The 11,510-nt window shown below is 73.1% G+C and carries 13 protein-coding genes; 8 read left to right on the top strand and 5 right to left on the bottom strand.

The window, feature by feature from the left end:
- Window positions 1–4: 4 nt before the first annotated feature.
- Both ABZ939_RS32170 and ABZ939_RS32165 read right to left on the bottom strand, forming a co-directional pair.
- Window positions 5–316, bottom strand: coding sequence for a trypco2 family protein (locus ABZ939_RS32170; RefSeq protein ID WP_361863107.1), 312 nt, complete (start codon window positions 314–316; stop codon window positions 5–7).
- A gap of 212 nt (window positions 317–528) precedes the next feature.
- Window positions 529–804, bottom strand: a complete 276-nt coding sequence (locus ABZ939_RS32165) for a hypothetical protein (protein WP_361863104.1) — start codon at window positions 802–804, stop codon at window positions 529–531.
- A 148-nt stretch (window positions 805–952) separates the two neighbouring features.
- Between ABZ939_RS32165 and ABZ939_RS32160 the strand changes: the two genes are divergently transcribed.
- Window positions 953–1,312, top strand: coding sequence for an arsenate reductase family protein (locus ABZ939_RS32160; RefSeq protein WP_361863101.1), 360 nt, complete (start codon window positions 953–955; stop codon window positions 1,310–1,312).
- Here ABZ939_RS32160 and ABZ939_RS32155 read toward each other — a convergent pair.
- The gene (locus ABZ939_RS32155) at window positions 1,304–2,182 is read right to left on the bottom strand and encodes an alpha/beta fold hydrolase (protein ID WP_361863098.1); all 879 of its coding nucleotides are present in this window, start codon (window positions 2,180–2,182) and stop codon (window positions 1,304–1,306) included. The two genes, ABZ939_RS32160 and ABZ939_RS32155, sit on opposite strands and share 9 nt — an antisense overlap.
- Window positions 2,183–2,247: 65 nt before the next feature.
- On the opposite strand from ABZ939_RS32155, the gene ABZ939_RS32150 reads away from it, so the two are divergent.
- The 4 genes from ABZ939_RS32150 to ABZ939_RS32135 all read left to right on the top strand — a co-directional run bounded on the left by ABZ939_RS32150 (window position 2,248) and on the right by ABZ939_RS32135 (window position 6,333).
- The gene (locus ABZ939_RS32150; RefSeq protein WP_361863095.1) at window positions 2,248–2,712 is read left to right on the top strand and encodes a MarR family transcriptional regulator; all 465 of its coding nucleotides are present in this window, start codon (window positions 2,248–2,250) and stop codon (window positions 2,710–2,712) included.
- A gap of 32 nt (window positions 2,713–2,744) precedes the next feature.
- Window positions 2,745–4,112, top strand: a complete 1,368-nt coding sequence (locus tag ABZ939_RS32145) for a Mucin-2 (RefSeq protein WP_361863092.1) — start codon at window positions 2,745–2,747, stop codon at window positions 4,110–4,112.
- A complete protein-coding gene (locus tag ABZ939_RS32140; RefSeq protein ID WP_361863089.1) occupies window positions 4,109–5,512 on the top strand; it encodes a PLP-dependent aminotransferase family protein in 1,404 nt (467 codons plus the stop codon). Before ABZ939_RS32145 ends, ABZ939_RS32140 begins: the two co-directional genes overlap by 4 nt.
- Before the next feature lie 77 nt (window positions 5,513–5,589).
- Window positions 5,590–6,333: a hypothetical protein gene (locus tag ABZ939_RS32135; protein WP_361863086.1), complete on the top strand. Its 744-nt coding sequence runs from the start codon at window positions 5,590–5,592 to the stop codon at window positions 6,331–6,333.
- 32 nt (window positions 6,334–6,365) lie between these two features.
- Here ABZ939_RS32135 and ABZ939_RS32130 read toward each other — a convergent pair whose 3' ends face one another.
- Together ABZ939_RS32130 and ABZ939_RS32125 are read right to left on the bottom strand one after the other, a co-directional pair.
- Window positions 6,366–6,599: a DUF2283 domain-containing protein gene (locus ABZ939_RS32130; protein ID WP_361863083.1), complete on the bottom strand. Its 234-nt coding sequence runs from the start codon at window positions 6,597–6,599 to the stop codon at window positions 6,366–6,368.
- A gap of 10 nt (window positions 6,600–6,609) precedes the next feature.
- Window positions 6,610–7,527, bottom strand: coding sequence for a Gfo/Idh/MocA family oxidoreductase (locus tag ABZ939_RS32125; protein ID WP_361863080.1), 918 nt, complete (start codon window positions 7,525–7,527; stop codon window positions 6,610–6,612).
- 202 nt (window positions 7,528–7,729) lie between these two features.
- Here ABZ939_RS32125 and ABZ939_RS32120 point away from each other — a divergent pair, with 202 nt between their 5' ends.
- The 3 genes from ABZ939_RS32120 to glnII all read left to right on the top strand — a co-directional run bounded on the left by ABZ939_RS32120 (window position 7,730) and on the right by glnII (window position 11,459).
- Entirely contained in the window at window positions 7,730–9,145 is a 1,416-nt protein-coding gene (locus ABZ939_RS32120) for a hypothetical protein (protein ID WP_361863077.1), read from the top strand.
- Window positions 9,142–10,293 carry a hypothetical protein gene (locus ABZ939_RS32115; RefSeq protein WP_361863074.1) on the top strand — a complete coding sequence of 384 codons (1,152 nt, stop codon included), beginning with the start codon at window positions 9,142–9,144 and terminating at the stop codon, window positions 10,291–10,293. Before ABZ939_RS32120 ends, ABZ939_RS32115 begins: the two co-directional genes overlap by 4 nt.
- Before the next feature lie 134 nt (window positions 10,294–10,427).
- Window positions 10,428–11,459, top strand: a complete 1,032-nt coding sequence (glnII, locus tag ABZ939_RS32110; RefSeq protein ID WP_361863071.1) for a glutamine synthetase — start codon at window positions 10,428–10,430, stop codon at window positions 11,457–11,459.
- Window positions 11,460–11,510: the final 51 nt, after the last annotated feature.

Genomic DNA, 11,510 nt, shown 5'->3' with positions numbered 1-11,510 from the left:
GCGGTCAGTCCTCACCGTGCAGTTCGTCACCGGAGATGAACACCGGCCGGTCGGGTGCGTCGGGGCGTACCGGCTGCAGGGTCAGCGTGAGCCGCTGGGTGGCGGTGGTCGCCTGCCGCGCTGAGGCTCCGGCGTCGAACACCCAGAACTTCACCCTCACCCCGGGTTCCCGGCTGCGCTCCACGCCGACGGTCAGCTCCAGCTCGATCTGCTCCGCCTGGAAGCGCAGGTCGGCGCCCTCGCCTTCCGCCATGGCGCGGCTCAGGTCCTGGCGCAGCTGCGCGATGATGTCCGCCAGCTCGACCGCGTTCTCCACCGGTGATGCCCCCTCGTCCCCCGTCGACTCCGGGTGGTTGCCCCTCCGGAGCCCGAACGGCCTTACGTCCTCCCGGAGATCATATCGGTGGCGGGCCGTCGGCAAGGTGGCTCGCGCGCTCCCAAGTGGGTTGCGCGGCGGTCCAGTTGCGAACGGGCCGCCGCCCCGGGGTCGGGGCGACGGCCCGTTCGGACAGGGTGGTGAGGTCGAGGTCAGCGGCCGTAGCGGATCAGGGCGCGGACCATCCGGCAGGTGGTGTCGGAGGGCGGGTGGATGCCGAGGAGTTCGGCCGTGATGCGTATCTTCGCGTTGCCGGCCTTCGCCGGGTCGTGGACGCCCGCGTCGAGCAGGGCGATCGCGAGGCGCATGGCCTTCAGGCGGCGGTTGTGCGTGATGTACCACTCGCGCGGGCGGCCCGCGGGGAGCGGCTGCTTCCGGAGGGGCTTCCAGGGTTCGATGGACGGTGTCCGGATCATGGCGACGGCCATGGGCGACCTCCTGACGAACGGTGGGTGCGGGCCCTCCCCGGGACCCTCACCTTCACCCCCTATTTTAGGCGCCCCCACTGACAATCGCCCCTGGCCAGAGGGGGTTTGGGGGGTGGTGGAGCTGGCTGGAGGGGGTACCGTGTGGCCCATGGAGATCTGGATCAATCCGGCCTGTTCCAAGTGCCGCAGCGCCCTGCACCTGCTCGACGAGGAGGGTGCCGATTACACCGTCCGCCGCTATCTGGAGGACGTGCCGAGCGCGGACGAGATCAGGGCCGTCCTGGAGCGGCTCGGTCTCGAGCCCTGGGACATCACACGGACCCAGGAGGCCGCCGCCAAGGAGCTGGGGCTGAAGGACTGGCCTCGGGACGAGGCGAACCGGGACCGGTGGGTGGAGGCGCTCGTCGCCCATCCGAAGCTGATCCAGCGGCCGATCATCACCGCGGACGACGGTACGGCCGTGGTGGCGCGGACGGACGAGGCCGTACGGGACGCGCTGTCACGCTGACGCCAGGAAGCCCGCGACACGGTCGTACGTCTCCGGCGGGGACCCCACCGGCAGGGTGTGGTGCGTGGCCCCGGGCAGCGTCACCGTCTCCACGCCGGGGACGGCCGCCCGCGCCCGGGCCGCCAACGTGCTGATGTCGTGGGCACGGCTGCGCTCGGCGAGGAGGAGGAGCGTCGGCGGCTTCAGGGTGCTCAGCTCCGCGGCCGTCGGGCGCGGGCCGGTGACCGAGCGGACGGTGGGGAAGTCCGCGGCCAGCGCGTCCAGGTGCCGCCACTCGGGGTCGAGTTCCGCGCCGCCCGTCTCCCACCGCAGGAACGCGGCGTTCCGGGCCGGGGTGGGGCGCAGCAGCATCGGCAGGGCCCGGAGCACATAACGCGGGCTGAAGCCGGTGAAGCAGTTCGTGGGGTCGAGGAGGACGAGCCGGTCGACCCGGGCCGGTGCCTTCAGCGCGTACCGCAGCGCGATCCAGGCGCCGTAGGAGTGGCCCACCAGGCTCGCGGAGCCGAGTTCCAGGGCGTCGAGGAGGCTGGTGAGCCAGGTCGCGAGGTCGTCGGCCGTACGGATGGGTCGGCCGTCCTCCGGGACGCTGCGGCCGGGCTCTCCGACCAGGTCGACGGCATGGACGCGATGGGTCCGGCCCAGCGCGGCGGCCATGGCGTACCAGCCGGTCGCGGTGGCTCCGCCGCCCGGCAGGAGGAGGACGGGCGGGGCGCCCTCGGGGCCGTGGCTGATCAGATGGGTCATGCCGTGCGCCGTCACCAGCCGGGAGGTGGTCGTGCCGGCGGGCCAACGGGCGAGGACCGCGTCGTAGGCGGCGGCGAAGGCCGGGGAGATGGCGGCGGACTTGGCCGCGGACCTGGCGACGGGCATGGCAGGATTACCTCTCGCTCGGCAATAATCTCGCTGAGCGAGATAATAGAGGGGAGAGCGGCGGAGTGACAGAGCCACCGGAGCTGCAGATCTTTCATCTGCTGCGCGCGGTCACGGTCGAATACGGGCTGCGGCAGGGCGAGTTCGCCGCCCACAACGGGATGCACACCACGGACGTCCGCGCCCTGATCTGCCTGCTCGACGCCGAGCGCGCGGGGACGGACGCGACCGCCGGATGGCTCGGCGCGCAGCTCGGCCTCAACTCCGCCGGGACGACCGCCGTCATCGACCGCCTCGAACGCCTCGGCCACCTCGCCCGCGTCCGGGACGACCGCGACCGGCGCCGCGTGCTGCTGCGTGTCGAGGAGAGCGCCAAGGAGCTGGGCCGGGCGTCCTTCGGGCCGCTGATCGACGGAACGGTGGCGCTGCTGCGGGAGTTCGACGAGGGCGAGGTCGCCGCCGTGCGGCGGTTCCTGACGGGAGTACGGGTGATCATGGCCGCGGACGGGCCCGGGACAGCGCAGAGGTAAGGCACATCATGGTCTTCGTGTACTCATCGGCCTTGAGCGGAGTCGCCTCCAACCCGGCGCTCCCGACCCGGCTGCTGCTGCGTCTGCTCGCCCACGACGAGAACGGCGGGGACGGCCCGCCCCGGTCGGCCGTCCACCGGGCCGCGCTGCCCGAGTCGGCCGTCGCGGTGATTCTGGCCCACCCGAACCCGTACGCCCGGATCGACTTCGCGGTCAGCGCGCCGGCGGCGCCGGAGCAGCGGGCGCGGCTCGCGGACGACCCGTCGGCCGAGGTCCGGGCCGCCCTCGCGTACGGGCCCGGGCGCCATCCCCGTACGAAGGTCGCCCCGCTGCCCGACTCCGTGTGCGCCCGGCTGCTCGACGACCCCGAACCCTCCGTACGGGCAGCCCTGCTGAACTCGCCGCATCTGACCGCCTCCTTCGCTGCCTCGCTGGCCACCCATCACGATCCGGCCGCGCGTTGTCGTGCCGTGCGCACATGGGACTCCCTGCCGCCGGATCGACGGGCGGCGCTGTCGGCCGACCCCGCCCCGGAGGTGCGCCGCGCCGCCGCGCTCCGGGAGTGCCCTCGCGACGCGCGCCTCACCGCCGAACTCCTCCGCGACCCGGAATCCCTCCCCGAGGCGCTGCGCCGCGGGCTCCTCGGACGGGCCGACGCCGAGCGCTTCGTCGCCGAGCGCACGCATCTGCTCGCACTCGCCGAGAACCCGTCCCTGCCCGCCGACCTCGTCGACCGGCTCGCCGTCGATCCCGACGAGGGCGTGCGGCTCGCGGTCTCGCTCAGGCCGGAACTGACCGAGGCGCGGCGCATGGCGATCGACTTCCCGGTGGGGCAGGGCGCCGGTGAGGACGCGGAGTGGGTACGGGACGGGCTCGCCGACCCGGACGTCCTGCGCCGTGCCGCGACCTCGGCCCATCCCCTGCTCCGGCGCGCCGCCGCCAAGAGCCCCCATCTGCCGCCCGACCTCTTGCGGCTCCTGGCCGAGGACGACGACCGTCTCGTCCACACGCATCTGGCCCTGCACCACCCCGACACGCCGGTGGAGGTCCTGATGAACGTGTACACCTGGCTCGGGGGGACCTTCTCCGCCTGGATGACCACCACACACCCCCGCTTCCCCCGCGAGGGCCTCGCCGCCCGTTACGCGGACCATCCCGAGGGGATCTACCGCCTGCTGGCCGTCCGCGACCCGGCGGCCACCCCGGAGCTGATCGAGCGGCTCAGCCGCGACCCCGAGGTCAAGGTGCGCCAGGAGGCGACCGGCGACCCGCGACTCCCGCTCGCCCGGCTCCGCGAAGCCCTCGGCCACGCCGACGTGGCCTACGCCGCCGCAGCCAACCCCGCCCTGCCCGAGGACGAGATGGCCGCGGTCCTGGACCGGGCCGGGGTGCCCGGGTGAGTCAAGGGAGTGGGGTCGCCGAGGTCCTCGGGGTCGATCTGCATCTGGAGCTGACCGGGGCGGGCAGCCGGCGGGCCGTGCTGATCCGGGCCCTGCGTGAGGCGGTACGGAGCGGGCGGCTGGCCGCCGGGACGCGGCTGCCGCCCTACCGGTCGCTCGCCGCGGACCTGGGGGTCGCCCGCAACACCGTCGCCGACGCGTACGCGGAGCTGGTCGCCGAGGGCTGGCTGACCTCCCGTCAGGGTTCCGGGACCCGGGTCGCCGAGCGGGTCGCGGCCCCGGCGGCCGAGGGCGCGCCCCGCGACACGGTACGAGCACTCCCGTACGACCTCGTCCAGGGCAAGCCGGACCCGGCGGCGTTCCCCCGTACGGCCTGGCTGGCCTCGGCGCGACGGGCGCTGACGGCCGCGCCGCACGACGCCTTCGGCATCGGCGATCCACGGGGACGGCTGGAGCTGCGCCGGGAGCTCGCCGCGTATCTGGCGCGGGTGCGCGGAGTGCGGACCGTGCCGGACCGGATCGTGGTCTGCTCGGGCGCGGCCCACGCGCTGCGGCTCCTCGCCCGCATCCTGCCCGGTACGTGGGCGGTGGAGGGGTACGGGCTCCCCTTCCACCGGGGGCTGCTCGCCGAGGCCGGGGTCCGTACCGTGCCGGTGGCCGTCGACGAGGAGGGGGCGCGCGTCGGCGAGCTCCGCCACGGGCCGAGCGCCGTGCTGCTCACGCCCGCGCATCAGTTTCCGACGGGCGGGCCGCTGCATCACGAGCGGCGCGCGGCCGCCGTCGACTGGGCGCGGGCGACCGGCGGGTTCGTCCTGGAGGACGACTACGACGGGGAGTTCCGCTACGACCGCCGGCCCGTCGGCGCGCTCCAGGGCCTCGACCCCGATCGGGTGGCCTTCGTCGGATCCGTCAGCAAGAGCCTCTCCCCCACCCTCCGGATCGGCTGGATGGTGCTGCCGGGCGGGCTGGTGGACGGCGTGCTGGCGGCGAAGGGCGAGCGCGAACCGTACTCCTCCGCCACCGAGCAGCTCACCCTCGCCGACTTCCTCGCCTCGGGCGGGTACGACCGGCATGTACGGCGGATGCGCCGGCGCCATCGTGAGCGCCGCGACCGGCTGGTGACGGTACTCGGCGAACGTGTGCCGCAGGTACGGGTGACGGGGATCGCCGCCGGGCTGCACGCCGTGGTGGAGCTCCCGGCGGGGACGGAGCGCGCGGCACTCACGGCGGCGGAGCGGCACGGGGTCGCAGTGGAGGGGCTGAGCGGGTACCGGCATCCGGAGGACGTCGGGGGCACGGAGAAAGACGGGCTGGTCGTGGGGTACGCGACGCCGCCCGAGCGGTTGTACGGCGGGGCCCTCGACGCACTGTGCAACGCCCTTGGTTCCGCCCTGAGTTGACATCCGCATTGAGCAGAACCGGCGCGCTCCGCGTATCTGACGCCACAGGAACCGACAGGAAACGAACGGAGCCTCACGTGTCACGCAGAAAAACGCTCAGCCGGAAGAAGAAGATCGCGCTGGTGGCAAGTGCCCTCGTGCTCGCCGGGGGGACGGCCGTGGTGCTGACCGGTACGAGTCAGGCGTCCGTGGCCTGCGACGGGCTGGCCACGGCGCTCGCGAACAACGAGCGGTTCATCGCGGACCAGCGCGCCAACCCGGACGCGCTGTCGCAGGCACGGATCGCCAACCGGGAGGCCGTGATCGCCGAGATCCGGCGAAAGCAGGCGGCGTCGGGGTGTGAGGTCGGGGGCGGGAGCGAAAACGGGAACGCGAACGGGGGCGGCAACGGCAACGCGAATGGGGGTGGCAACGGGAACGCGAACGGCGGCGGAAACGGGAACGCCAACGGCGGCGGGAACGGCAACGGGGCCGGGAACGCGAACGGGGGCGGTGCGGGGGAGGCCACCTCGGCCCCGGCCACGACGCAGCCCGCGCCGCCCGCGGGTGGGGGCGGCGCGGGCGGCGGTGCCGGGGACGTCGTCTGCGCCGGTTCCACCGTCACGCTCTCCGGCGAGGGCGGTACCCCGGCCGCGTCGAGCAACCAGTTCCCGCTCGGCACCCGCCTCAAGGTGACCAACCTCGACAACTCCAAGTCGACCACCGTCGAGGTCACGTCCGTCTCCGGCAGCTGCGTGCTGCTCAACAACGAGGCCTTCGAGCAGGTTCGCGAGCCCGGGAAGTTCCTGATCCGCAAGGCCCGGATCGAGCGGGTGGGCTAGGGCCTGTCCGACCCTGATCCGCCGGGCAGGCCCTAAGCCGGGTCCGGGCCGGCTCCCCCAGGGGGCTCGGCGATCTCCATGAGGCGGGGGTGCAACCGGCGTCCGGTGAACAGTTCGATGCCCAGGAGTCGGCCCTGGGAGTCGAGATCGAGCACCGCCGTCATGTCGTCCCCGGCGATCACCTGCTGGGCGGCTTCGCCGGGGGCGATCGTGTCGACGAGGTAGATGTACGCCATGTCCGCCTCGGCGTCGTATTCGACTCGCATGCCCGGCCCCTCAGGCGGTGGGTCCCGAGGGACCCACCGCCTCCTCCGCCAGGGTCAGGATCTCCGTGAGCCGCACCCCGAACCTGGCGTCGCACCCGTGCGGCACCCCGGTCCGCGCCGCCTCGACGAGCGCGTCCACCGCCCCGCGGAACGCGCCCAACGCCCCGTCCCACGCGGGCATCGCGGCCCGGCCGCGCGCGCCGTGCAGGGTGAGCGCGGCCTCCGCCGCCTCCGGCGGGGCGGAGAGGGTGAGCGTCGCCGTGCTGCTCGCGCCCGAGGCGTGCCGCAGGACCAGGTGCCGGGTGTCGGCCGGGCCCCGTACGGCCGTCACCTCGGTGACGTCGCCGAGCACCGGCAGGTACACGGAGAGGACGTGCGGGCCGACGTCCCAGAGGCCGCCCTTCTCGCGCCGCCAGGGCGAGTCCGCGTACGCGCTCGTGGATCCGGGGCCGTACAGCGAGCCCAGCCAGTGCGCCTCGCCCAGGAACCAGCCACCAGCCGCCGCCTGTTCGTCGATCCACCCTGCCGTCGGCTCCGCGAACCGGAGCGTGCAGAAGACCACCGAGGCGACGCCGGCCTTCTCGGCCGCCTCGGCGACCTCGCGGGCCGCGGCCGGCGTCGTGGCGACCGGCTTGTCCAGCAGCAGATGACAGCCGGCGGCCGCGGCCCGGACGGCGAGCGGGGCCTGTACGTCCGGGGGAAGGGCGAAGGCGACGGCGTCGCATGCGTCGAGGAGCGCGTCCACGTCGTCGTACGCGGTCGTGCCGTACGCGGCCGCGAGCTCGGCCGCGGCCTCGGCCCGCCGCCCCCACACCCCGACGAACTCGACGCCGTCGTGCGCGGCGAGCGCGGGGGCGTGGGTACGGGCGGCCCAGGGGCCGGTGCCGAGCAGTCCGATACGGGGCGTCACGCCCGGAAGCCTGGTCATACCCCCATTCTGCCGCCCCGACGGGACGAGGGGACGGCCCCCCGGGTAAACCGGTAGCCGCCGTACCCTCCCCCGGTGTTACTTTTCGTGCGCCGGCCGCGGGACTCCGGTGCGACTTCCGGGACCTGCCTTTGAAGCAACGTTTTCGCTGTTCGCGCCCCCATTCCCCGGCCGGCACCCATGCCCACTGCGAGGGGACCCCATGAAGGAGACGCTCTCCGACCTCATCGCCGCCGAGGACGTCCTGCTCTTCGTCAACGCGGCCGTCACCGCCACCGGACAGCGGGAGTTCCGCTCCTCCGCCGGTGAGCAGAGGTTGTCCCTCGCCTTCCTTCACGAGTACGTCCGGGTCAACTACCGCCCCGTGTACGCCGCAGCGCTCGCGCTCGACATCAACGACCACAACGCCGCCACCATCGTCGAGCAGCTGCTGCGCACCTCCGACGAGGCCGGCGGCCCGGCCGAGAAGCGGGCCGAGGGGCGGCTGATCGCCGCACGGCTCGCGCTGCTGCCCCCGCAGCGGGTCTACCGCCTCTTCCGCGCCCTGCGCACCGCCAAGGTCAACAACCGCCGCACCCGCGCGATCGTCCGCGAGTGGCTCGCCGGTCGCGCCGACCTCGGGCACGACGCCGTCAAGTACCGCGCCGACCTGAAGACCGTCGCCCGGCACACCCACCTCCCCCTCCCCGAAGCCGAGTGCGGGGACTTCCTCTTCGCACCCGGCCGCCGGGTCCGCTACGAGCACGCCTTCCTGGACGCCCATCGCCGCGCGCACTACGAACAGGGCGCGCTGTACGAGCTGCCGTTCACCGTCGCCGAGGGGTTCGCCGCGAAGCACGGCGTCCCGCGCGAGGTCTTCCTGGAGCGGATCGCGCCCCGGATGACGCGCCTGGAGCGACTGCGCACGGAGCGGGCGAGCGATCTGACCGTCATGCCGCTGACCCGGCTCGCGCTCTACGTCCTCTCCCTCCCCTTCGGGGAGCGGGTCGCCCGCCGCGCCGAGCTGACGGCCGCGCTGCGGGCGGCCGCCGGCCGGGTGGCGGGGCCGTACGCCGGCACCTGGGGCAGGGTCGTGGCGGTCCTCGACGACAGCTACTCGGCCTCCGGTTCGGCCGTGAAGCGGCGCCGCCCGCTGGCGGTCGCCCTGGGCTGCCACTTCCTCCTCGAAGCCCTCGCGGCACCGGGGGCGTACTCCGCGCACTGGACCTCCGGCGCCACCGATCCGCTGCTCGTGCGGCCCTGGGGGCCGACTCCGCTGGGGACGAGGATCCTCGACGCGCTGGAGGGCCCGGTCGCCCCCGAGCGGCTGGTGATCGTCTCGGACGGCTGGGACAACGCGCCGCCGGGACTCGCGGGCGAGGTGCTGCGCGTCTGGCGGACCCGGCTCGACCCGGAGCGGCGGACGAGCGCGGTCCATGTGAACCCCGTATACGACGCGGCCGGATTCGATGTGCGCCGGCTCGCGCCGAGCGTGCCGACCGCCGGGATCAGGGACGCGGAGGACCTGGCCGCGCTGGTGGAGATCGCCCAGTTCGCCGAGGGACGGACCGGGCTCGCGGAGCTCCGGGCGTACCTCGACCGGCGGGTGGAGCTGTTCCTGAAGGGGGCGTCTCGATGACCCGGATCGATCTGACCGGTCTGGAGGCCCGGCCCGCCCAGATCTGGGGTGGCGTCCGGCTGGTGCCGCTCGTCCGTCCCGAGCCGGTGGAGGGGCTGCGGCTCCACCGTGAGGTGTACGGGGACGGCGGCGCGGTCGACCTCGGGGACCGTACGACCTACACCTCGTACATCCCGCACGGCCTCGTCGCGAACTGGTCGGGGACGTCCGGGGACGAGCGTGAGTCGGCGGCGTACGGCACCCGGCTCGGGACCCACGAGCCGCGCGCCGTTCCCGTACGCCGCCATCACCGTCTCGCCAAGCGGCGGCACGGCGAGAAGAGGCTCCGTTTCCTCCCCCTCCACCTCGCCCTGGAGGGGTATCTGGCGCTCCACTTCGGCGGGCCGTCCGTCGTCTGGGACGAATGGTCCCAGCAGGCGGTACGCCAGGGTCTGTCGCCGCGTGCCGAGGCGGCGTACGCGGGGTGGAGTGTGCCGGGTCTCGCGGAAGCGCTGCGGATCTTCGAGATCCACCCGGGGCAGTGCGGGCTCATGCTGTACGTCGCCGACTCCCTGGCGGCCGCCTTCGTCGTCCCGCACCCGGAGGACTACCGCGTCCTGCACCCGACGCTGGTCGAGGACCTGTACGGAGAGCTGGTGCACCAGTACGCCTTCTACGGCGCCCCGGTCCCGGAGTTCACCGCACGCATCCGGGACGAGGGCGGCTCCGTCCGCACCCTCGCGGATCTGCGCGCGGCGGCCCGGGCCCAGGTGCGCTCCTGGGCGGAGGCGCACGACGGCCTGATGGCTCGGGACCTGCTGGAGACCTCGTACGCCTTCGAGCGGGTGTATCGGATGGATTCCTACGATCTGTACCGTTTCCTCCCGCCGTTCCGGCGAGGGGGTGAGGAACAGCACATCGGCGAACTGATCGCCGACCACAAGGGGCGGACGCTGTACCTGAAGACCTTCCGGCTCTCCGAGAACCAGATCAGAAAGGGCCATCTGCTGCGCCGTCTCGCGGACTGCGACTGGCATGTGGGGCGTACGGCGGAGGCGCTCGGCACGACGTACGCCGAGCTCGTACGGCGTGTCGAGGGCGCCGGGCTCGGCTCGCTCCTCAACGCGCACGTGGTCGCACAGCGAATCCGCGAAACAGAGGAAGCCTGAGTAACACGGGGTTCACAAACGGGCAACGACCGGGAAATCCCGTGTTGCGAAGCTGCGCGCAGACACACAACGCAGCTCTCGCAGCGTCGCGAGCCGCAGCAAACCCCGCAGCAGCACGCCAAAGGATGAGGCCCGTGACCTTCAAGGCTGAGTACATCTGGATCGACGGCACCGAGCCGACCGCGAAGCTTCGCTCGAAGACGAAGATACTGCCGGGCACGGGCGCCACCCTCGAGGAGCTCCCGATCTGGGGCTTCGACGGATCCAGCACGAACCAGGCCAAGGGCCACGCCTCGGACCGTGTCCTCAAGCCGGTCTTCGTCTGCCCGGACCCGATCCGTGGCGGTGCCGACATCCTGGTGATGTGCGAGGTCCTCAACACGGACATGACGCCGCACGAGTCCAACACCCGTGCCGCGCTGGCCGAGGTCTACGCGAAGTACGCCGCCCAGGAGCCGATCTTCGGCATCGAGCAGGAGTACACCTTCTTCGACGGCGAGCGCCCGCTCGGCTTCCCGGTCGGCGGCTTCCCGGCCCCGCAGGGCGGCTACTACTGCGGTGTCGGCGCCGACGAGATCTTCGGCCGTGACGTCGTCGAGGCGCACCTGGAGAACTGCCTGCAGGCGGGTCTGGGCATCTCCGGCATCAACGCCGAGGTCATGCCCGGTCAGTGGGAGTTCCAGGTCGGCCCGCTGGCGCCGCTGGAGGTCGCCGACCAGCTGTGGGTGGCCCGCTGGCTGCTCTACCGCACGGCCGAGGACTTCAACGTCTCCGCGACCCTGGACCCGAAGCCGGTGAAGGGCGACTGGAACGGCGCGGGCGCGCACACCAACTTCTCCACGAAGGCGATGCGCGAGGGCTACGACGCGATCATCACCGCGTGCGAGTCCCTGGGCGAGGGCTCCAAGCCGCTCGACCACGTCAAGAACTACGGCGCGGGCATCGACGACCGCCTGACGGGTCTGCACGAGACCGCCCCGTGGGATCAGTACTCCTACGGCGTCTCGGACCGCGGTGCCTCGGTCCGTATCCCGTGGCAGGTCGAGCAGGACCAGAAGGGCTACATCGAGGACCGTCGCCCGAACGCGAACGTGGACCCCTACGTGGTGACGCGTCTGCTGGTCGACACCTGCTGCGAGGCCCTGGAGAAGGCCGGCCAGGTCTGATCCACCCCCACCGCACTCCGAAGGGGCGCCCACCGTCACGGTGGGCGCCCC

It is taken from the genome of Streptomyces sp. NPDC046712 (assembly GCF_040645695.1).
Classification (GTDB): domain Bacteria; phylum Actinomycetota; class Actinomycetes; order Streptomycetales; family Streptomycetaceae; genus Streptomyces.
This window is presented reverse-complemented; position numbering and strand designations above follow the sequence as displayed.

Bases quoted from the DNA above. Each gene is read 5' to 3' on its own strand.
- ABZ939_RS32165 (WP_361863104.1), bottom strand. From the start codon at position 804: ATGGCCGTCGCCATGATCCGGACACCGTCCATCGAACCCTGGAAGCCC.
- ABZ939_RS32160 (WP_361863101.1), top strand. From the start codon at position 953: ATGGAGATCTGGATCAATCCGGCCTGTTCCAAGTGCCGCAGCGCCCTG.
- ABZ939_RS32155 (WP_361863098.1), bottom strand. From the start codon at position 2,182: ATGCCCGTCGCCAGGTCCGCGGCCAAGTCCGCCGCCATCTCCCCGGCC.
- ABZ939_RS32130 (WP_361863083.1), bottom strand. From the start codon at position 6,599: ATGCGAGTCGAATACGACGCCGAGGCGGACATGGCGTACATCTACCTC.
- ABZ939_RS32125 (WP_361863080.1), bottom strand. From the start codon at position 7,527: ATGACCAGGCTTCCGGGCGTGACGCCCCGTATCGGACTGCTCGGCACC.
- ABZ939_RS32120 (WP_361863077.1), top strand. From the start codon at position 7,730: ATGAAGGAGACGCTCTCCGACCTCATCGCCGCCGAGGACGTCCTGCTC.
- ABZ939_RS32115 (WP_361863074.1), top strand. From the start codon at position 9,142: ATGACCCGGATCGATCTGACCGGTCTGGAGGCCCGGCCCGCCCAGATC.